Annotated in this window: 19 protein-coding genes; all 19 read right to left on the bottom strand. The window is 40.6% G+C overall.

The window, feature by feature from the left end; genetic code table 11:
• Window positions 1-19 precede the first annotated feature (19 nt).
• Window positions 20-913: a 4-hydroxy-tetrahydrodipicolinate synthase gene (dapA, locus tag IWB18_RS05720; protein ID WP_195682654.1), complete on the bottom strand. Its 894-nt coding sequence runs from the start codon at window positions 911-913 to the stop codon at window positions 20-22.
• Between the two features lie 38 nt (window positions 914-951).
• Window positions 952-2,466, bottom strand: coding sequence for a galactarate dehydratase (garD, locus tag IWB18_RS05715; protein WP_195682653.1), 1,515 nt, complete (start codon window positions 2,464-2,466; stop codon window positions 952-954).
• A gap of 104 nt (window positions 2,467-2,570) precedes the next feature.
• The gene (locus tag IWB18_RS05710) at window positions 2,571-3,554 is read right to left on the bottom strand and encodes a 2-hydroxyacid dehydrogenase (RefSeq protein ID WP_332310665.1); all 984 of its coding nucleotides are present in this window, start codon (window positions 3,552-3,554) and stop codon (window positions 2,571-2,573) included.
• Window positions 3,555-3,575: 21 nt separating this feature from the next.
• On the bottom strand, window positions 3,576-5,048 hold the full coding sequence (locus IWB18_RS05705) for a tripartite tricarboxylate transporter permease (RefSeq protein WP_195682651.1): 1,473 nt from the start codon (window positions 5,046-5,048) through the stop codon (window positions 3,576-3,578).
• 26 nt (window positions 5,049-5,074) lie between these two features.
• On the bottom strand, window positions 5,075-5,473 hold the full coding sequence (locus IWB18_RS05700) for a tripartite tricarboxylate transporter TctB family protein (protein ID WP_207740757.1): 399 nt from the start codon (window positions 5,471-5,473) through the stop codon (window positions 5,075-5,077).
• A gap of 77 nt (window positions 5,474-5,550) precedes the next feature.
• Window positions 5,551-6,630: a tripartite tricarboxylate transporter substrate-binding protein gene (locus IWB18_RS05695; RefSeq protein WP_195682650.1), complete on the bottom strand. Its 1,080-nt coding sequence runs from the start codon at window positions 6,628-6,630 to the stop codon at window positions 5,551-5,553.
• A gap of 77 nt (window positions 6,631-6,707) precedes the next feature.
• Window positions 6,708-8,003, bottom strand: a complete 1,296-nt coding sequence (locus IWB18_RS05690) for a nickel pincer cofactor-dependent isomerase, group 22 (RefSeq protein ID WP_408626606.1) — start codon at window positions 8,001-8,003, stop codon at window positions 6,708-6,710.
• Window positions 8,004-8,299: 296 nt separating this feature from the next.
• Window positions 8,300-10,135, bottom strand: coding sequence for a carbohydrate-binding domain-containing protein (locus IWB18_RS05685; protein ID WP_195682649.1), 1,836 nt, complete (start codon window positions 10,133-10,135; stop codon window positions 8,300-8,302).
• 18 nt (window positions 10,136-10,153) lie between these two features.
• Entirely contained in the window at window positions 10,154-10,825 is a 672-nt protein-coding gene (locus IWB18_RS05680) for a DUF4956 domain-containing protein (protein ID WP_195682648.1), read from the bottom strand.
• A gap of 28 nt (window positions 10,826-10,853) precedes the next feature.
• The gene (locus IWB18_RS05675; protein ID WP_225877776.1) at window positions 10,854-11,582 is read right to left on the bottom strand and encodes a polyphosphate polymerase domain-containing protein; all 729 of its coding nucleotides are present in this window, start codon (window positions 11,580-11,582) and stop codon (window positions 10,854-10,856) included.
• A 120-nt stretch (window positions 11,583-11,702) separates the two neighbouring features.
• Window positions 11,703-13,037, bottom strand: a complete 1,335-nt coding sequence (locus IWB18_RS05670) for a sensor histidine kinase (RefSeq protein ID WP_195682647.1) — start codon at window positions 13,035-13,037, stop codon at window positions 11,703-11,705.
• Window positions 13,034-13,729 carry a response regulator transcription factor gene (locus IWB18_RS05665; protein WP_195682646.1) on the bottom strand — a complete coding sequence of 232 codons (696 nt, stop codon included), beginning with the start codon at window positions 13,727-13,729 and terminating at the stop codon, window positions 13,034-13,036. Before IWB18_RS05665 ends, IWB18_RS05670 begins: the two co-directional genes overlap by 4 nt.
• 60 nt (window positions 13,730-13,789) lie before the next feature.
• Window positions 13,790-14,899: a S1C family serine protease gene (locus IWB18_RS05660; protein ID WP_195682645.1), complete on the bottom strand. Its 1,110-nt coding sequence runs from the start codon at window positions 14,897-14,899 to the stop codon at window positions 13,790-13,792.
• A 155-nt stretch (window positions 14,900-15,054) separates the two neighbouring features.
• A complete protein-coding gene (locus tag IWB18_RS05655) occupies window positions 15,055-16,002 on the bottom strand; it encodes an AEC family transporter (RefSeq protein ID WP_195682644.1) in 948 nt (315 codons plus the stop codon).
• A 213-nt stretch (window positions 16,003-16,215) separates the two neighbouring features.
• Window positions 16,216-17,226, bottom strand: a complete 1,011-nt coding sequence (locus IWB18_RS05650) for a PTS transporter subunit IIC (protein WP_195682643.1) — start codon at window positions 17,224-17,226, stop codon at window positions 16,216-16,218.
• Between the two features lie 165 nt (window positions 17,227-17,391).
• Window positions 17,392-19,017, bottom strand: coding sequence for a chaperonin GroEL (gene groL, locus IWB18_RS05645; protein WP_195682642.1), 1,626 nt, complete (start codon window positions 19,015-19,017; stop codon window positions 17,392-17,394).
• 30 nt (window positions 19,018-19,047) lie between these two features.
• Entirely contained in the window at window positions 19,048-19,329 is a 282-nt protein-coding gene (gene groES, locus IWB18_RS05640) for a co-chaperone GroES (protein WP_195682641.1), read from the bottom strand.
• Between the two features lie 142 nt (window positions 19,330-19,471).
• Complete coding sequence (locus tag IWB18_RS05635) at window positions 19,472-20,149, bottom strand: DUF554 domain-containing protein (RefSeq protein ID WP_195682640.1); 678 nt, start codon at window positions 20,147-20,149, stop codon at window positions 19,472-19,474.
• Window positions 20,149-21,030 (bottom strand): DNA-3-methyladenine glycosylase family protein, encoded by an 882-nt coding sequence (locus IWB18_RS05630; RefSeq protein ID WP_195682639.1) that lies wholly within the window; start codon window positions 21,028-21,030, stop codon window positions 20,149-20,151. The genes IWB18_RS05635 and IWB18_RS05630 overlap by 1 nt, the downstream gene beginning before the upstream one ends.
• Window positions 21,031-21,492: the final 462 nt, after the last annotated feature.

The following is a 21,492-nucleotide window of genomic DNA, read 5'->3' as shown; positions in this document are numbered from 1 at the left end:
TCACCTTTAATCATGGCCGTTAGATTAAATCTAAGTCAGCCAATACCTTTTTTAACTCTGCCATTTTTTCTTCACTGCAATGATCGATGGGCTTGATGGGATGACCTACGTTTAATCCCATCAAATTCAGGCAATCTTTCATCACGACAGGAAAACTTCCATAAGAATATGTTTTTCTCAGAGGCACCAAATCGTATTGTGCTTTCAATGCGCCCTGATAGTCGCCTTCGGCAAATTTGTTGTAGATGTCGGAAACAAGTTTTGGTGCAACATTTGCAGTGCCCGCCACACAACCGACTCCACCATACATTAGAGTTGCATATATGTAGTAGTCAGTGCCACTTAGCACGTAAAAGCTATCGTTGTCCTGCGTTGCATAAATGAATTCCACAGTCTGTGAAAAATCCAGAGAAGTATTTTTGATCCCGATTATATTTTCTATTTCAGCAAGTCTCTTGAGCAAACCGACAGAGATGTTGTTAGTTGTCTTCCCTGGATTGTTGTACAAAATTATGGGCAACTTAGTTGATTTAGCTATTGTCTCAAAATGAGCGTACATTTCCTTTTCATTGGGATTGATAAACATTGGTGTCAATACGCTTAAAGCATCAGCTCCTGCATCTTCCGCCATCTTGGCATTTTTTACGCAATCTCTGGTAGTAATGTCGCCTACTCCGGCATAAACAGGAACCCTGCCGGCAACATGATTTACAGTTGCCACAACAGCCGTCTTTTGATTTTTATTGTCCAGACCATAAAACTCACCATTGCTGCCCAGCACGAACACACCGTGGACCCCACCGTCTACAACGTGATCGATGACTCTTTCAAGAGCTTCTATATCTACATTTTCATTGTCGTCCACCGGGGTAACAATTGGGGGGATGACACCTTTCAAATCTTCTATTTTCATATTTTCCTCCTTTTCAAACCCTATATTATTTATGATTTTTAAGTTACCGGAGCCGGGTTGAAGAGGCACAGGGCATTTTCAATGCCCCAATGATCTGCCCAGGTCTTTTTATTTCCACTGGCGACCTCTAAGATAAGCTCAAAAATCTGTTGACCGACTTCTTCAATGGTTGCTTCACCGGTTGCTATTATTCCCGCATCCACATCTATAATATCCTGCCACTTGTTTTTCAGGACCGATCTACTGGAAACTTTTATGACAGGAGCCATCTTGAGACCGTAGGGCGTTCCTCTGCCTGTCGTAAAAACCTGAACTGTTATTCCAGATGCCAGTTGCAATGTTCCACAAACAAAATCGCTGGCAGGTGTAGCAGCGTATATCAAACCTTTTTTTGTAGCTTTTTCTCCAGGTGATAAAACATCCACTATGGCGCTGGTTCCAGATTTTGCAATGGATCCCAAGGATTTCTCCACGATATTTGCCAATCCGCCTTTTTTATTGCCGGGAGCCGGATTTGCATCTCTATCTACCTTGCCCATATCCAGATAGTTATCATACCAAGCCATTTCATCTTTTAATTTTTGACCGACTTCTTCATCTATTGTCCTGGGCGTCAACAAATGGACCCCGTCTCTCACTTCCGAAACTTCGGAAAATAGAACGGTCCCGCCTGCCCTTACCAACAGATCTGCTGCATAACCAACTGCAGGATTTGATGTTACCCCCGAGAACGCATCGCTTCCACCACACTGCAGTCCTACTACCAGCTCCGATGCCGGGCACTCGACACGTTTTCTTTTGTTCAATATTTCGAGTTTCTCCCTGCTTTTCTCAACTATGCGCTTTATCATTTCTTCAAATCCGGTTTCGTCCTGAAGCATTATCACACTTTTACTGTCAACTACATCAAAAAGCACTTCCGGTTGAAGTTTTTCACATCCCAAGGCTACAATGACAAGTTCGCCGCCGAAATTTGGATGGTCGGCCAGGTTCTTCAAAGTCCTTATTGGGATCTTTGCTTCAGGAGCATTGATAGCCACCCCGCAACCGTAATTGTGATTTATGGGCATTATCCCATCCACATTTGGATAGTTTGGAAGCAACTCCTTCTCAATTATCTCCACAGCCTTGTTGAGTACTCCCTCAACGCATTGCACACAGGTCATTATCCCTAATAAATTCTTTGTTCCAACACTTCCGTTGGGGTTTCTATACCCCATGAAAGTATAATCCTCCAGCGGAGGCAATTTCTCGGGGATCTTCGTAGCCACGGGCAATTCCTGCAGAGGCGGTGCACTTGGCAGATCCACTTTATGCTCGTCTATCCAACTGCCCTTTGCAATAAAATCTTTGGCATATCCGATGATTTCGCCATATCTAATGACTTTTCCACCTTTTTCTATGTCTGAAAGGGCGATTTTATGACCTTGCGGAATATCTTCCACAGAAATCAAGTCCTCTCGGATGATCGTTCCCTTTTTGATTCCATCATCATTAACTGCAATTTCTACATTGTCTATGGGGTTTACCTTGATCAATAATGGTTTTTCCATACTTACTCCTTAATTGGATTATATTAGATTTTTTAAATTCTTCAAATGTCATTACTGTATTAAAAACTACCTTAAGCTTGTATAATGGGTACAAATCACTTTTATCAAATCTTCAATTCAGGTATAAGGTTTTCTGGAAGATGCCCGCTCAACGCTGAAACCGTATCCTTTGCAGCACACATGGCCATGTCGAATCTGGTCTTGTGAGTGGCTGATCCTATATGCGGAAGCAAAACTACATTTTTCATTTCCAATAATGGATTCTCTTTTGGAATCGGTTCCTTATCGTAAACATCCAGACCGGCTCCTAATATCGTACCTGTCTTCAAAGCTTCAACCAGATCATTTTCATCCACGACTTCACCTCTGGAAGCGTTGATGAAAATCGCTGTTCTCTTCATTTTTTTGAACATTTCTTTATTGAACATTCTATAAGTACTTTCATTGCTGGGAGTCATAATCACTACATAATCGCTTTTGGCCAACAAATCATCCATATCGGCATATTTGACTCCCAAACTCTCTTCAGCCTTTATTTTTCTGTTTCTGTTATGATACAAGACTTCCATGTCGAATCCCATTCTTGCCCGTTTGGCCACTGCTTCTCCAATGTTGCCCATGCCGATTATCCCCAAAACGGCATGGCTCACATCAACACCGAATAAACTCTCTACGTCTGTTGGTTTCCATTTATTGTTCCGGACGTATGCATCCAGTTCGGGAATCCTTCTTGCAGTAGCCAGCATAAGACCCATGATCAAATCTGCCACTGTTTCGTCAAGGACTTTTGGAGTGTGGGTAGCGATAATTTTTCTATTTCTAATTTCATCTACGTCAAAATTGTCGTATCCAGCCGAGATGTTGCTTACAACTTTGAGATTTTTTCCGTGTTGGAAAAACGTTTGATCAACTGGTATTTTTGTCAGCAGTACTCCGTCTTTATCTGCGATTTTTTTATAAAACAAATCCATAGGTATCTGCTCATCCCTGTCCCAGATTTCGTAATCGCAGTGATCGGAGATATACTCTTCGACCTCTTTTGGAATTTTCTTGGCTATGAATACCTTCTTTTTTCTCAAATGAAGCACTCCCCCGCTTGTAATTATTTTTTATGCAGTTTTTGCGGATTTTCTGTTGTCATACAATGCGTAGATAATGGAAATTGCAATCAGCACCCATATCACGTTTCCAATAGGTCTGCTGAAAAACACTCCCAAAGATCCACCGGCTCCCTTTAACGAGTCGATAAAGTATTTCTCCAAATCTCCACCCAAAATAAATCCTATGAGGTACGGTGGGATCGGCAACTTTATTTTTCCGAACAAATATCCAACCAAACCAAAGAGCAACAATGTCCAAACATCAAACATTACACCGGAATTAATAGCATATGCACCAACTACGCACATAAGGATTATTATTGGATACAATCTGCAGTTAGGAACCGTAATAAGCTTTGATATCAGCTTTATCGGGAAGAACATGGCAAAGAACATCAAAAAGTTGCAAATCAACAATGCCAGCAATATGGTGTTCCATATCCCAGGATTTTGAGTGATAAACAGAGGCCCAACCTGAATACCCTGAAGCATGAATGCTCCTATCAGTATTGCTGTTGTAGAGTCACCGGGAATCCCCAATGAAAGCAACGGCACAAGCGCTCCACCCGTAAGTCCGTTGTTTGCAGATTCACTTGATATAAGACCTTCAGTTGCTCCCTTGCCCAACTCTTCAGGTTTTTTTGAGAAGTTCTTGGTTTGAGCATAAGCCAGGATAGAAGCTGCACTTCCACCTACACCGGGAAGGATTCCCATGAAAGTTCCTATTGCACTTGATCTGATTATGTTTATAAAGTTCCCTTTGAAATCCTTGAAGGAAAACTTTCTTACCTTGTTTCCAAGCAGCGATCCCGTGACCCGATTGGAGAGCATACACGCCTCGGCTTCTTCAAACACCTGGGAGATGGCAAACAATCCTATAAGAACAGGCAACAATGAAAATCCGTAAATAAGTTCCACCCTCAAAAATTCAGGAACCAGCCTGATCATGTTGTTGTCATTGAAAGTTCCGACCAATGCAGTCAATACGCCTAAAAAACCTGCAAAGATACCTCTCGACATATTACCTTTGGAGAGAGCTGCAATTACAGTCATGGCAAAAACAATTATCAGAAATTTTTCAACCGCTGAAAATTTTATGGCCATTCTCGCCAATGGAGGTGTAAACAGCCACAAAACAGCCAAACTGAAAAGTCCACCCAATAACGATGATGTGATACCAATTCTTAAAGCTCTTTCGCCTTCACCTCTTTGAGCCATTGGATATCCGTCAAATGTGGTGGTTATCGATGATGGCGTGCCCGGTATATTGATAAGTATCGCAGGTATCAATCCACCGCTGATCCCACCTACGTAAAGTCCTAGAAGCAAATATAATGACACATGAAGATCATAGGCATAAGTCAAAGGCAAGAAAATCGCCAAAGCCATGGTTGCCGTCATTCCGGGTATAGCACCAAAAATTATTCCTATTACAACACCCAGCAGCGCTACTGCCAAATGAAGCATTCCAAATTCAAACATTTATCTTTCACCTTCTTTCAATCAAACTATGGAAGCGTAATGTTAAATACTATTCCAAAAATGTACCAGACAAGCGTCGGGGTCACTATGGAAATAATCGCAGAAACGATTATTGATTTTTTCGAATGCCATCCCGCATACAGCAGGTTGAACAACATCATGAACACGATGCTGGCAGGCAGGAAACTAAACCATTCCATTGCGAAAATATAGCCTATAAACAGGGCCAAGGTCCCGAAAAGCTTGAGCTTGTCAAATCCTTCCATAAAAAAACACTCTTTATCCTTCGCTTTACATTCTTTTTTCTTTTTAAACTCCTGGATCCCAATTGTCACTGCCAAAATCGCCAATATTCCAAGAACGATTTTTGGAAACAACATATGTGATGTGGAGTATGTGATATTGATTTTAAATAAATCAGACACGAGGTCCTCCTCCTACTTATTTAATAAAGATTCCGCATGGCGAACCACGCGAAATCTTCAAGTAATTTGTTTTAATGTTATTCAGCTGTCAGCTCATCCAAGCTTGGAGAGTTGTTGATCATTTCCATCAAGCTGTCTCTCTTTTGATACATATGTTCTTGGTTGTCTTCAGTTGACAAATATCCTGCTCTGAATCCCATACTTTCAAGATCTTCGATGTATGCCGGATCTTCAGCAATTTCAGCTATTGCAGCATCAACTTCGTCTATGATCGACTGAGGCATGTCAGCTGGGTAGAATACGCTGTATTCTTTGTCGAATACGAATGGTTCTCCACCAAGAGTGATGCCTTGCTCTGCAAATGTTTTGTAGTCTTTACCAGGGATCCTTTCGCCTGAAGTGATACCAACGATCTTCATTCTGATCTGTGCATCTACATCTTCAGAAACGTACTGCTCAAGTGCTGTAACATCACCAAACATTACATCACAGTTTCCATCCCAAAGCGCCTGAGCCTTCTCATCAGTAGATCCTGAAATAAATGCTCTTACTCTGCTTGAAACTTCGTCGCCGTATGTTTCATCGACCCAGCTGTAATAGCTGTTGAATACCAATTGAGATACTCCACCAGCCTCGATAGCGATCTTAACAACTTCATTTGGATTTGCTTCCAAATATTCGGCAAGTTCTGCCAAATCGTTGTATGGAGCGTCAGCTGATGCAGCCAAGCAAGACAATTGACTGTATGCAAATCTTGGTCCTACTATGAAGTTTTCAAGAGCGTATCTGTCTTCATAAGCTCCGAAAGCTACTCCAAGGTAAGTCATGTCGTGGAACATCATGATGGTTTCTCCATTAGGTTCTGTAGTTACGATTTCCTCCAATGCTCTGGAAGCGCCTATGGCATCTACTTTACCGTTGAAGTCCAATTTTTCAGATAAATATCTTGTAACTGTGTCGGATGTAAGATAAGTGTCTCCTCCAGTTGAAGTAGAACCAATTACAACTCTTACACGCTGCCCTGTCAGACTGGCTTCAGCTTCACCATTGTCACCATTGCTTCCATTGTCACCGTTTGAAGTACATCCAGTTAGAAACAAACTTGCGACTAGTGCCAGTGCCAATACTAACTTAACGATTTTCCCTTTTTTGCTCATTCTTTTCCCTCCTATTAATTAAAAAATATATTTCGGACTACGTCCGATTCTCAACACAGGGTTTTCTGTGCCGATAACTAAAATAGGTTGCCCTCTTCGTCAAAAACAAAATATTCGGGCTCTGATTTGATTTCCAGCATGGGATTCATCTTGGCTTCTACATAATATTCTTCAGACAACCAGATGTGCTCAACATCCAAACTGTTGGAAATCCTAATGATCCTTGGAGCTTTTTTATTTATTTCATTACAGGTCCTAATACAAACCTGTATTGCTTCCTTATCGTTTTTCATTACCATCGGTATCCTGACATTATCCACTACAGTAGACGTTATGGCATTTGGATATGTCATCTCAAAATCCATTTTGTCGAAAAATCTTCTTGTAGTCGCGTGGGACGAACCGATGCCGTTGCCGTTACCATGACTTTCGTCACTCAGATCCAAAACTGCAACCTTTTGCGACTTTAGCCCCCCGGATGCATATGGTGTCACGAATGTCCCCGTAATGTTGGGGTCCATGCCACCGCCACTGTAATTCTTGCCTATTTTATCGCAAACAAGCACGTCGCATTCTTCAAATAAGATTTTGGGCATCATTGATTTGGCCTCTTCCAAAAGTTCAGGTTCCCGTTTCTCAATCTCTTGAGGATCAAGGACCTCTATTTTACAAGTCTCATCAAAAGCGTTTTCCATTAATGCTATTCCGCAAATTATTGGAGTGTTTTCAAGTATGACTTTGCCAAACATAGGTATGTATTTTGCCATATGTTTGAATCCTGCTTCATGGCACACCTCTGCACCTGCCTGTTTGCCCAAACCAATAGTCATCATTTTCATGAGTCCGCTTTCATATGGGCCTCTAAAGCAAGTGTGCGGCTTGATCCGGTTGCAGACTATGATGCCATCGGCTTCACTGGCAAATTTGTCGATCAATACGTCCATTCCCTCTTCATTGACGCCGATTTTAACTACTTCCATGGAAGATTTGATTTTGCACTCCAGGTATTCTTCCGTCAACCCATAACTTTCCAGAACTGATTTTTGTCCTGAGGCTGTTGCACCACCGTGGCTTCCCATGGTTGGAATTACAAAGGGTTCTGCCCCTTTGGACTTGACAGCTTCAACGATCGTCTTGGTGACAAGGGCTATATTTGCCACTCCCCTGCTACCTGCGGTTATTGCAATCTTCATTCCCGGCTTTATACCGCCTGTGATATTTTCTTTCAATAATCCGTCAGTGATCCTTGACTTGATCTCCTCATCGGCCAAAAAAGGCCTTTCAAAAATTTGTTTCACTTTGAACATTCGAGGTATGTATACGTCTTTGACCAAGTCTGAAACTATGTTGCTCAACTGTCCACCTGCTCTCAATAATACGATTACAATGATAAATCCATCACAATTAGTTGTTACAATATAAATGTTTCTTGTGAACTTGCTTTTATTTTAGATCATATAACACAATTTTAACATGTCACCAATGCATTGATTTAAGCATTTTCGTTGTACTAATTGTACAAATGAAATTGTTTTCATTTTTTTATTCTACTAAAAAAAGAGTGGGTAAACTCCACTCTTTTAGCTAAGGCTCATAATACTCAATTATCATTTATTTTTTTTAACATGCAATCTCTTTAAAATTCAATATCATTGATAATATTTTATCTTTAGTTTTTTTGTGGCACCAAACCTTGATCCCTTTTTTTTGGCATGCGACCTTGCGCCCCTCCGCCTCCGAAATTTCCTGCTGCAGAAGAACCGTAAACTGTTGTAATGTCGGAAACCTCTATCGAAGCCAGTACATCTCCCGGGATATATGTTGACTCTGTGTATAAACCGTTTGATTCATTTCCCTCTGCACTGCCACCGGAATAAATTTTATAGATCGTTCCGTTCTTAATTTCAGCCGAAGAATATACCAGTGAAGAAAAATCCTTCTCTGCCTTGAACGTCAACAATTGATCTCCATCTTCCGATTCAATATGTATCAAACTTCCTTCGCTTTGTTGCTCTAAATTCAGCATAAGACTTAATTGTTCCGAATTTGTTCCAGGTGCTTGCGCCATGCCCGAACTTCCCACGGCAACAAGGGTCCCTCCATTCATTGAGAAATCACCGTCGTAATCCAGCGCACCGTTTCTGGAATCTACAGGTCCGCTTACAATTACCACACCACCGTTCATTGCCATACTGCCGTTTACGTCTATGCCGTCTCCCACCGAAGATATGTAAACATTTCCCCCATTGATGGCAAGAGAATTATCACTTTCTTCAGAAAAACTATTTTGTCCAGGTCTTCCGTTCTGAGATGATCCGTCGACCTCGCCGGCAACGTTTATCCCGTCATCTTCAGCTACCAGATGAAGTTCGCCTCCATTTATGGTTATGGAAGCACTTTCAACCGCTTCATAGCTTTTTTCCACCTCGATTTCTCCATCATCGATAACCAGGGATTCGTCAGCGTGAATGCCACTATCACCCGATACAATGTCAAAACTTCCTCCTTCGATGCCGATACTGCCATTGGAATGGATTGCATCGTCAGATGTCTCTAAAATAAATTTCCCTCCCCTGATCAAAATATCTTCCACTGCCTTGATGCCTTTAGCACTGACGTCTTCAGAGTCGGATTCAGTAGCTATGGCAAAATCTCCACCCTCCACTAAAATGCTTGTCTGGGCCTGTATGCCGTCAGAACCGGATGTTATGCCAAATGTTCCGTCTTTTATGTAAATATAACCCTTTGAGGAATCTTCGTCATTATTCGACTGAATACCGTCACCGACAGATGTAAGCGTGAAATTCCCATCGTATATGGCCACCATATCCCTGCCGCGAATAGCGTCATTATTTGCTGTTACCGTCAGATTTCCCCCAATTATTTTCAATTCATCCTTGCTCACAATGCCGTTTTGACAATTTCCTGCAACATCCAGGAATCCCTCTCCATTGATCACAAGGTTTTCCTTGCTGAATAGTGCTCCATACGGCTCGTATTCCTCCTCGGTTATAGAGTAACTATCCCCATCCGAGATGAAATTTTTCGTATTTTCCGGAAGAGTCACTACAACTTTTTCAGCCTTTTTTATGTATATGGCTGAAGAGCTGCTCGAAATGGAAACACCGTTTAAAACCAGTTGCACACTCTGCGAATCTTGTGAATCGACTATTAACTGCCCGTCATCAATTTCCCCTTCCAAAACGTAGGTGCCTCCTTGGGTTATGGTAATAATGCCGCCAACTATGCTAACACCCTTTCCACCATCAAATGTTGCTCCTGCGTCATTTAGCGTAATTTTCACCGACTGATCTTCATCCCAAGTGGAATCAAGCTCTTCCTGAGTTAATTCCACATTTATTTCTGAAGCTGAAAGTGCAGCCATCTCCGCTGTGTCAACACTTTCCACTATCTCCTGATTTGCTGTATCATTCTGATCGCCACTGCATCCTGTTGCCTGCATCAATGCGACCAACAGAGCGATCATTATAGCCATCTTTTTCATATTCATTTCCTTTCTTTATCAAACTGCGTATTCTCCATTGTAACTTACGAGAGAAGTATTTTTTACACCAGTAATGTTAGCCAGTTCATTGGCGATTCCGGTCTCCCCATTTTTCAATCTGAGCTCGTATATCAATTCTATCCGACCGTTGCCGACTGTCTTGGACTTCAATTTCATCCTGCTGATCCTTTTTCTTATTATCTCGCTTGCGGTTATTTCAGTATTTTCACTGTCAACATCCATCATCAGGATGTAGGGGGCTTCTTTGACAACCTTAGCCTGAAACGATGTCAAAACCCCTCCTATCATCACACACCCCAGTATTGCCAGCGGCAAAAGACCTGCCCCCAGTATAATTCCCGTCCCCAATGACCAAAACAGGAATACCAGATCCAGGGGATCTTTTATGGCGGTTCTAAATCTGACAATCGAAAGCGCCCCAACCATGCCAAGTGACAACACTACATTTGTAGTCACTGCCAGTATTATGAAAGTAGTCAACATCGTTAACAGGACCAAAGAAGTATTAAATGGTTTTGAATACATCACACCGTTGAAGGTCCTTTTGTAAACCCAGTAAATAAACATGCCCAAGACATAGGCTCCCAGCAAGGCTATAAAAGAATCTACAAAAGAAAATTCACCTATCTTTTCCAAAAAACTTGATTTTAAAATATCATTAAATGTCATTTCAGTTACTCCTATCTCTGCTTATTTATCAAAACATCAACGCTCTTCCGCTTACGTATTTTGAATTTGCGGTAGTTGTCGTTTCTTCTATTTGAACCAGATCTCTAATGATATCCGGGATATACTGATCAAATTTCACCTCAAGCACGCATTTGTTAATCTCAGTCGTCATCAACACTTTATCTTCGCAGAAAAAATCATCCGGCATCATACTGCTTTTTATGTTGAAATCCAAAGTAACCCTAGTGTTTCCAGGTCTGAATATATACGCCTCTCTCTCGTATGCAATCACGACTTTTGGTTTGATCAACTTTATTCTGTTTTTTATGTAGAATTCTCTCAGCAGATCCTCATTTGAGTATTTTAAAAACTCCAAATCTCCCCTGATTATTTTTTCGGCTTCATCTTCTTCCAATTTAGCTGATAACTTGTAACCCTTGTTATAGAACTTAACCTTTTTTTCGAGTCTTAAGAATTTTATATCGTTATTGTAAAACCTTATCCTAAATTTCTCCCTGGTAGGATCCCCGCTAAGTTTTTCATTGAGTGCTTCGTCATACACAGTATCAAAGTAAAGACTTTTGACTAGATATGTATCACCAGAGGCATGTTCATCTTTTTTTAAAATTCTACTCAGCCTCGAACTTAACATGGCTTTAGCCACCTGGGAAATTATATGCTTTTTTTCATTTCGATATTGCCTTTCCTCCATTTTTATCATCCCTTCGATTTTTGTTTCTCCAATCACCTTGCACATTTATTTTAACTTCTTGTGAGAATCACATCTCCGAAAAACTCCATCATAATTAACGCAAATTTAACGCAAAAAATTCAAAAAAAAATAAGAAGCCCTAAGGCTTCATGTAACTGATCCATATCAAGTTTTATCGAATATTATTGTAAACGCAGCGCCTTCATCACCAGTTTTGACTTCTATTCTTCCTCCATGCGAATAGACAACTGATTGAACTATGGACAATCCGATCCCATGAACACCTTTTTCTCCTTTGTAAAATCTGTTGAATATATTGGGCAAGTCTTCTTCGGATATTCCGTGACCATCGTCTGAGATACTAATAAGTATTCTTCCTTCAGTCAACTTGCAAGCTACGCTAACCTTTGACTTGGCGTATCTCAATGCATTAGACGTTAGATTTACAAATGCCCTTTCGAGTGATTTTTCTTCGCAGGCGAACCAAACCGGTTCCTCGCTAAAATCATAAATCACACGTATCCCTTTTCTTTCGAAAATATTCCTGAATCTTTCCAATGTGTAGGACAAAATCTCTCTCATGTCATTTTCCGTGAATACCATGTCCTTTGATCCTGATTCCAGTCTCGAAAGATATATCATATCTTCTACCAGTTCTCCCAAATGATCAGTTTCGTCTTTAATTATTTCAGTCGCTTTTTTGCTGTCCAACAATCCATATCCAATACCTTCAGCGTTATTTTTTATTATTTGCAAAGGAGTTCTAAGCTCGTGTGAAACATTTTGAAAAAAAACTTTTTGATCCTCATCGTATTTTTCCAGTTTTTTTGTCGTCTCATTCAATGAAGATTTTAATTGATCCAGTTCTAAATCACTGAAGTCTTCTTCGATGCTTTTATACTTGCCCTCTCCAATAAGCTTGGCATGTCTTGAAATGGTTTTTATAGGTTCAGTAATTCTCAGTGATATTATCGAAGTTAAAAATACGGTAGCAACTAACGCTATAAGAAGTACTGCCCAAAGTATTCTACTCAGATTCTTTTGAAAGATAAACAAATTTGTCATGTTTATAAAAAACACACCGTACCCTTCATCAAATCCGCTTATCTTGATAGAAGTGTAATAATAGAGATTTTCTCCCGTCTCGATCCTTTCGATTTGGTCGCTGGCAAGTTCTCCATTTTCATCCTTTAACCCTTCAACAAATACTTCAAGATCAGATTCGCCGTTAAAACCAGAAGGGATCCACTCAGGGAATAAAATGCGATAGTCTTCTGTCAGTATAACAGTTTCAGATTTTCCCGCAGGATTTCTGTCCGGTTTATCGCTGCCGGATGTCGCCATTTGCCTGGCCTGAGTCAAAACTTCTGTGGCATTGGATTCTATATATTTGGTGATCAAAATATTAAATGTTATTGAAACCATGACAAAAACAAATAGTATGAGTCCTGTAACCAGCACCATCAATCGAAATCTGATGCTTTTCTTGGTGTTTTTCAAGGGGTTTCCTCCTTAAGTTTGAAACCAAATCCCCAGACAGTTTCTATCCTGACAGTTGTATGAGTTATCTTTTTTCTCAATCTTCTGACCGTATCATCGCATGCCCTGGTCTCTATGTCTTTGCCATAACCCCATATATTGTCTAAAAGTTCGTCTCTTGAAACGGCTCTGTCCGAATTGTCAAAAAGGTAAACCATAAGGCTATATTCCGTAGGGGTCAATTCTATATTCTTGCCCTCGCTTGATACAACCATGCCTTTTTTGTCAATGACCATGTTTCCGTACACCACATCCGAGTCAGGTGTTTCAACGACATTTTGTCTGTCAAGCATGACTCTTCTTAGCATTGCCTTGACTCTCATTACCAGTGACATGGCACTGAAAGGTTTGGTAAAGTAATCATCGCTGCCAAGATTTATTCCTGTAGCATAATCTATCTCGCTATCTCTGGCTGTAAGTATTATAATGGGAACCGTACTTGAAGCCCTGATTTTTTTTGTTATTTCAAAACCTGAAGAACCAGGCATCATGACGTCTAATATCACCAGGTCGCAGGCACTTTGTAAAAATTCTTCATACAACAGATCTCCGTTGCTGAAATCTTTGACTTTGTAACCTTCACTTTCCAAAAAAGCTTTTACTGCATCCCTGATATTATCTTCATCTTCAGCTATATATATCAATTCTTCCACTCGCATCACCCCTAAATCAGTATATCAGAAATCAACCTGAAAGTTGTCAAAAACGTGGAGTCAGTTTGTTTCTTCTCCAAGTTTTACGGATAATTCCATCTCCGCTCCGTCTCTAAGCACCTTGATTTTCAACGCATCTCCTACCGAATGGTCTTCCACAAGATTATTAACCTGATTGATGCTCTCAATTTCATCTCCATTTATCTCAACAAGCAGATCTCCAGCCTTAAGCTCAGTTTCTTCTTCTACTTTAGCCACATATACTCCCAAGGCATCAACACGATACGCCATGGCCGTCCTGGTGTCCGAAATTTCCACCAACTCCACCCCTAAATCAGCCCTGCCGGTAACATAACCATTTTCAATAATTTCTACAATCACCTCTTTTGCCGTGTTTGACGGTATTGCAAAACCTAATCCTTCAATGTTGGATCCACTCGATTTTGCATTTACAACGCCTATGAGTTCTCCCTTAGAATTAAAAAGACCGCCGCCAGAATTACCCGGATTTATTGCAGCAGATGTCTGCAACAGATTCATGGATTCATTATCTATGACTATGTCCCTGTCCAAGGCTGATATTATACCTTCAGTCAAAGTACCGCCCAACTCTCCCAACGGATTTCCTATTGCCAACGCAAGCTCTCCTACCACAAGAGCATCGGAATCGCCGAAAATTACCGGAACCAAACCTTCTTTGTGGATTTTTAGAACAGCCATATCCGTCTTGGAATCAAAACCGATCACACTTGCCGAGTTACTCGTTCCATCAGACAGTATCACCGTTATTTTGCCGGCACCCTCGATAACATGATAATTTGTTGCGATATAGCCATCTTTCGAAACCACCACACCGCTACCGGCTCCAGAGGACACATATTGACCCATTCTTCCATCGGATTCCACCGTTTCGGTAGTGATCTCTACAACACTTTCTTTAGAAGCCGTATATATCTGGGGAATCGTCATTTCTTCTGAAGATGAAACTTCCGTATATACAACTGACACCGCATCCCCTTGCGAATTTTCAAGAATCGAAACCTGATCCACATTCTTATCAACAGAAATGTCCTCAAAATCGCCGGCACATGACCCTGATAAAATAACCACCGAAACAATCAGTCCAATCATTGCAAGTTTTACTTTCTTTCGCATATTCTTCGACATCATAACCGCCTCCTGGTCTATTTACAGCTTAATTATATTCCAGATGATTTTAATAATCTCCGAAAAGCTGTAGCGCTTTTGATGCAAAACATGTGCGAAAAGCAGTTTTTCCTTTAAAAAAATAAAAAGCGGTTTTTGACCGCTTCGAAGGAGAATATTCAGATCATGCCCAAGGTCCTGAATACAAATATAAAACCTGTCATGGTTATTACAGACAGCAAAGTTGTTGCCATTATTATACTTGATGCCAATTCTCCGTCGCCTTTCATGCTTACGGCAATTATATACGATACCGTAGCAGTCGGAACACCAAACAACACGTATACCAAAATGATGTCTGCAGATCCAAAACCAAAAGCAGCTGCTGCCAATATAGCCAGTACAGGTATGACGATCAACTTTAATGCACTCGCCTGTAAAGCAGGTACCAGATTTTTTGAAAGTGCGCCAACATCAACAGATGCTCCTATGGACAACAGGGCCAAAGGTGTAGCGAGAACTTCCAGATAACTTGCTGTCTTTAAAGGAAGTGAAGGTACTTCGAGATCAACAAGTGCTGCTATAAATCCGGCAACAATACCTATTACCATTGGATTTTTCACCAATTCCAAGATACTGTCCTTTACACTTACTTTTACCTCTCTATCCGGATTGTTAAAAGAAAAAATTATTACAGCCAAAATATTGTACCAGGGCATAGTCATAGCCAGCATCATTGGCGCTTTAGCTCCCAGTGTCCCGGTAATATTTTCTATGAGAGAAAATCCAACATATAAAAAATTGCCTCTGAATGATCCTTGTATAAAAGAGCCTCTGAGGCTTTGATCCTTGATCAGAAAAAAAGATACCATCCATGCAAAAACCACACTCAGAATTACTCCTGCCATAATAAACAAATAAAATCCAAAGTCCAGCATCTCACTTAAATCCACAGCCCTAACGTCATTAAACAATTTGATGGGCAGAGCGATATAAAATATGAGCCTGTTGGCTGTTTTCACAAAATGTTCATCGATCCAACCGGTTTTTTTCAATATGTAACCTGTTAGCATAACCAAAAATATCGGTGCAGCTACTCCTAAACTGAAAATAAGATTGTCCAACATAATAGTATTACTCCTCGCATTAAGTCATCTGCATTCCATTTTATATTAACAGTCCACCATTAAAAATGTAATCCATGCATTAAAAAAAACATATTATTTGTATGTTTTGCACAATGACCGAAACAGTAACACGGGTCGTGTCATCATTTAACAAGTAAAATTTAAAAAGGTGAGACTCAAAGTTGAGTATCACCCAGATATTTTTCCATTAAACTAAATGTCCAATTTAAGATCACCATCTTTTATCCAACCAAGCTTTCCAAGCAATCCTGAAATTGCAAGAGTCAAGATTGCCGGAAGTACGAAGTGCAACAATATTATCCCGACCCAAACATTTACTCCTGCACCCATGGCCTCTATTGTTCCAAATTGCCCTACCAACCCGCTGGTTCCCATTCCCGAACCATAGGGAACATTCTCCATCTTAAAAAAAGTAGTCGCTATAGGCCCCAGTATAATAGAAGATGCTATCGGCGGTATCCAGACCCTCGGATTTTTTACGATATTAGGCATCTGCAACATTGAAGTACCCAAGCCCTGGGCAAAGAAACCTCCCATACCGTTTTCCTTGTAACTCATGACCGCAAATCCGATCATTTGACACGAACAACCTACGGTAGCAGCACCAGCAGCCAGCCCACTTAATCCGAGCATCAATCCTATGGCAGCGGAACTGATGGGCAAAGTCAGTGCTATTCCCATCAATGAAGAAATTATCATGCCCATTGGTACTGGTTGTTGTTCGGTAGCCCACATAATAACCTGACCAAATCCGGCCATAAAAGCAGCAATTGCAGGACCTACAAAGTACGCAGCGGCGCCACCGGTGATTATAGTTGTTGCCGGGGTTACAATGATATCGACTTTAGTCTCCTTTGATACCAATTTGCCGAACTCTCCACCTACTATACCTGCTATCAAAGCGGAAACCGGATCGCCTCCGATTGCTCCGTTAATTGCCGATGCAAAAATAACGAGGGGTGGTGCTTTAAGTGCATATGCTACTGCCACAGCGATGGCGGGTGCAGTCATGGTTCTGGCCGCCGGCCATACCACCTCTGTTAAAAAACCAATTTTCAATAAAGAGCCGACCTGATTTAGAATACTTCCGATGATCAGTGTGGCAAAAAGAGCGTAAGCCATGAAACTGAGTGTATCGATGAGATATCTTTTAATGGTGAATTCGATATCCTTCTTCGCCAAAAATTCCTTGATGTTCTTCATTTTAAGTCTTCCTTTCCGGTAATTTAAACTTCATCATTTAAGTTTACACCATGGCACTTTTCATGTCAATGCAGCTGTATATACACTTATATCGATCGTAAAAAAAATTCCGGATCGATCGATATCCGGAATTTTTAAAGTTTTACTGAAAGTCCTGTTAAAGACTTACATCATTGGCATGCCGCCCATTCCACCACCTGGCATCGCAGGCTCGTCTTTTGGAATTTCAACAACTGCCACTTCAGTTGTCAAGAACATGGCTGAAACGCTGGCTGCATTTTGAATTGCTGACCTCGTAACTTTTGTCGGATCTATGATACCAGCTTGGAACATGTCAACATATTGTCCCTTTGCAGCATCAAAGCCCATGCCGTCTTCCTTGTTTTTTAGATTTTCTACTACAACAGATCCCTCTAAACCTGCATTGGCTGCGATTTGTCTGATGGGTTCTTCTATTGCTCTTCTTATAATGGAAGCACCAGTCTTTTCGTCTCCTTCAAGTTGCTCGATCAAAGCTTCAACTGGCTTGATAATGTTGATGTAGGCAGTACCTCCACCACTTACCACTCCTTCTTCTACAGCAGCTCTAGTAGCGTTTAGTGCATCTTCGATTCTGTATTTTGCTTCTTTCATTTCAGTTTCAGTAGCAGCACCAACTTTGATCACTGCAACTCCTCCTGCCAGTTTGGCAAGTCTTTCCTGAAGTTTTTCCTTGTCGTACTCGGAATCTGTTTGAGGAATCTGTTTCTTGATTTGGTTGATTCTTTCTTCAACAGCCTCTTTGTTTCCTTCACCTTCTACTATGATGGTGTTTTCCTTGTCGACTTTTACTTGTCTTGCTCTTCCCAATTGGTCTATAGTTACAGATTTAAGATCCAAACCAACTTCTTCGCTAACTACCTGACCGCCTGTTACAGCAGCTATATCAGCAAGCATGGCCTTTCTTCTGTCTCCGAATCCGGGAGATTTTACTGCCACACAGTTGAATGTGCCTCTAAGCTTGTTTACAACCAATGTTGCAAGCGCCTCGCCTTCAACATCTTCAGCAATTATAAGAAGTTTTCCGCCTTGCTGTACGATTTGCTCCAATACAGGCAAGATCTCTTGTATGTTATTAATTTTCTTATCGGTGATCAGGATATAAGGATTATCCAATACAGCTTCCATCTTGTCAGTATCTGTTACCATGTACGAAGACAAATATCCTCTGTCGAATTGCATTCCTTCTGTGAACTCAAGTTCGATTTCCATGGACTTTCCTTCTTCAACAGTTATTACACCGTCATTTCCCACTTTGTCCATAGCATCGGAAATCAGTTGTCCGATTTTTCCGTCAGCTGCTGAAATTGAAGCTACCTGAGTGATCTCATCTTTATTTTCAACTTTTTTGCTTTTTGACTTTAATTCTTCTACAACTACATCTACCGCTTTTTCAATACCTTTTTTAAGACCCATTGGATTTGCTCCTGCAGCCAGGTTCTTAAGTCCTTCTCTGATGATTGCCTGTGCAAGCAATGTTGCTGTAGTAGTTCCGTCACCGGCAACGTCATTGGTTTTTGTCGCTACTTCCTTTACCAGTTGCGCTCCCATATTTTCAAAAGGGTCTTCCAATTCGATTTCTTTTGCGATCGTTACCCCGTCATTTGTTATGATAGGTGAACCAAAACTTCTGGATAGAACTACATTTCTACCTTTTGGTCCAAGTGTTATTTTTACAGTGTTAGCCAACTTGTCAACTCCGTTGACAAGGGCAGTTCTAGCTTCTGATGAAAATTTTAAATCTTTTGCCATTTATTTCTCCTCCTAAACTTTATGTGATATTTATTCTACGATTGCCAATATATCGCTTTGTCGCACTATCAAGTACTCTTCTGCGTCAACCTTGATTTCTGTGCCCGAGTATTTGGAAAATACGACTTTGTCGCCTACCTTGACTTCCAATTCGATTTTTTTGCCGTCCACAACTTCTCCGCTACCTACAGCAACAACTTCACCTTCCTGTGGCTTTTCCTTGGCACTTCCCGGAAGTACAATACCGCTTGCAGTAGTTGCCTCTTCTTCTTTAACTTTTAATACGACTCTGTCTCCTAATGGTTTCAACATTCTAAAATAACCTCCTTATGCGATAAAGTTCATTTTTTAATTGTTAGCACTCACCAATATCGAGTGCTAATGACACTTATTATAATATAAAACAATAAGAAAAAAGTCAACACATAATGTTGACATTTTTCTTATAAATTTATTACAACGTATAAAAAATATTTATTATGATAGGTATGAAAACTGCTGGCAGCATGTTGCCCAATTTCAGGTGCTTGATTTTAAGCATTGTGATCCCTATGGCAAAAATCAGCACTCCTCCAACCGCTGTCATTTCCACTACTACGTTCGCAGCCAAAAATGGTTTTAGCAATCCTGACATCAATATGATGATTCCCTGATACGCAAAAACAGACCCTGCAGCAAGCAAAACTCCTACCCCGAGTGCAGATGCAAAAATTACTGACATGACTCCGTCAAGAAAAGATTTTGCGTATAATATTTCGTGATTTCCCTGAAGTCCGCTTTGAAGTCCTCCCATGATAGCCATGGCTCCTACACAAAACAGCAGCGAAGCTGTTACAAAACCCTGAGTGACATTTGTAGAATTTTTCATTCTGTTTTGAAAGTAATCTCCAAGATCATTCAATTTCTTTTCGATATCGATCATCTCGCCTATCAATGCCCCAATAGCTATGCTGGCAAACAATACGAGCGGATTCTGTGTAGTGATCCCCTGACTGATGCCATACACCATAATAGCCAGAGCCAGAGCCTCAACCATTATATTGCTGAATCTTTCAGCTATCTTTTTTTTGAAAGCCAAACCCAGAAGGCCTCCAATTAGAATTGCCGCAGTGTTTACTATATTTCCCGTCATTATACTTCTCCCGCCTCCAATTGATTTTCTCGTGCATAATAAAACAGATACTGCTGGGCAAATCCGGCATCCCCACCCCACATTTCATCAGCAAACTTCTTGATGTCAGCCGGTTTTGTTTCCTTCTTGATATACAAAGCCTCCGTGACTCTTTTGACCCAGACATCCACAGGGTAGCTTTCATGCTTTCCACCTGAGTACAACAGAACACAATCTGCGACTTTGGGTCCCACCCCTTTGATTTTCAAAAGTTCTTTCACGCCTTCTTCATAACTCATTTCTCGTATTTTTGAAATATTCACTACTCCGTCATTAACTTTTTTTACGGCATCCAGAATATAATCAGCCCTGTAACCGCACCTTATTTCACCCAAATCGCCACATGTTATTTCAGATATTTCATCTGGCTTGGGAAAAGCATGCAACTTGATCCCCTTGTAATCAATTTCTCTTCCAAAAAGGTTTGAAAAGCTTTCAACGATTTTTTTAATTCTTTTAATGTTGTTGTTTGCTGATATTATAAAAGAAATCAATGTTTCCCATTCTTCTTGCAGCAATATTCTAATACCGCTCCCATACTCGGTGGCCTTTGTCATATTAGGTTCTACAGAAATTTTTTCAATTATTTGTGCATAGTCTCTCTTAAGATCAAGGTAATCCATCCAGTAATTTTCAAATGTTTTCATGTCTGTTCCCCTGAAGACAAACCTGTCTTTTATCTGCTCGATCTCCAGAACATTGCCCTTGGAAATGCCCAGGTAAGTGCCTTCCCTGATTTTGTTCCATCGGAAACACTGACCGCATTCAAATGTCTGTATCAAATCGAAGTTGTCGATTTTTGCATGTATATCTCCTTGAGCCAAGTAATAATCTTTGATCAACAAATGTACCCCTTTCCAATTCAAACAGGCCATAAGCCGGTTTTTGTGATATAATATTCGCGAAAGCGGATTAGGCCGCAGAAAATATGGGATTTTCCGTGCTTGCATGAGAAAATTTTAGATTTTCTATGGCTGAGCGCATACGACCGACGATGCTGCAAGCATTGGAGGTTTATCCGCGTGCTTTACTTTCACACTCATTATCTTTTTAGAATAATACTTTGATAGAGGAGTTTCAAGATGTTAACTGAAAATAACTCAAAAACATTTCTCAAAAGTGCGCTGCATGGATTTTTACTTGTTTTTTTGATACTCATCAATTACATTGAATTTTTAAACTTTTTCGCCGTTTCAAACAACAATACTTTTTTTAATTTGCCAATGGAAGCAGCGGTGATTTTTGAATTTTTCGTTACAATGCTCATTGCGTTGCCGGTGTTTGCAGTAAGCTTGTATTTATTG

Origin of the sequence: Alkalibacter mobilis, from assembly GCF_015594845.1 — a bacterium.
GTDB classification, from domain to species: domain Bacteria; phylum Bacillota; class Clostridia; order Eubacteriales; family Alkalibacteraceae; genus Alkalibacter; species Alkalibacter mobilis.
This window is presented reverse-complemented; position numbering and strand designations above follow the sequence as displayed.

What these genes read in the sequence shown, in the direction of transcription:
- IWB18_RS05685 (WP_195682649.1), bottom strand. Translation starts at nt 10,135, where the DNA reads ATGAAAAAGATGGCTATAATGATCGCTCTGTTGGTCGCATTGATGCAG.
- IWB18_RS05650 (WP_195682643.1), bottom strand. Translation starts at nt 17,226, where the DNA reads ATGAAGAACATCAAGGAATTTTTGGCGAAGAAGGATATCGAATTCACC.
- dapA (WP_195682654.1), bottom strand. Translation starts at nt 913, where the DNA reads ATGAAAATAGAAGATTTGAAAGGTGTCATCCCCCCAATTGTTACCCCG.
- IWB18_RS05655 (WP_195682644.1), bottom strand. Translation starts at nt 16,002, where the DNA reads ATGTTGGACAATCTTATTTTCAGTTTAGGAGTAGCTGCACCGATATTT.
- IWB18_RS05695 (WP_195682650.1), bottom strand. Translation starts at nt 6,630, where the DNA reads ATGAGCAAAAAAGGGAAAATCGTTAAGTTAGTATTGGCACTGGCACTA.
- IWB18_RS05675 (WP_225877776.1), bottom strand. Translation starts at nt 11,582, where the DNA reads ATGTGCAAGGTGATTGGAGAAACAAAAATCGAAGGGATGATAAAAATG.
- IWB18_RS05680 (WP_195682648.1), bottom strand. Translation starts at nt 10,825, where the DNA reads ATGACATTTAATGATATTTTAAAATCAAGTTTTTTGGAAAAGATAGGT.
- groL (WP_195682642.1), bottom strand. Translation starts at nt 19,017, where the DNA reads ATGGCAAAAGATTTAAAATTTTCATCAGAAGCTAGAACTGCCCTTGTC.
- garD (WP_195682653.1), bottom strand. Translation starts at nt 2,466, where the DNA reads ATGGAAAAACCATTATTGATCAAGGTAAACCCCATAGACAATGTAGAA.
- groES (WP_195682641.1), bottom strand. Translation starts at nt 19,329, where the DNA reads ATGTTGAAACCATTAGGAGACAGAGTCGTATTAAAAGTTAAAGAAGAA.
- IWB18_RS05635 (WP_195682640.1), bottom strand. Translation starts at nt 20,149, where the DNA reads ATGACGGGAAATATAGTAAACACTGCGGCAATTCTAATTGGAGGCCTT.
- IWB18_RS05660 (WP_195682645.1), bottom strand. Translation starts at nt 14,899, where the DNA reads ATGATGTCGAAGAATATGCGAAAGAAAGTAAAACTTGCAATGATTGGA.
- IWB18_RS05705 (WP_195682651.1), bottom strand. Translation starts at nt 5,048, where the DNA reads ATGTTTGAATTTGGAATGCTTCATTTGGCAGTAGCGCTGCTGGGTGTT.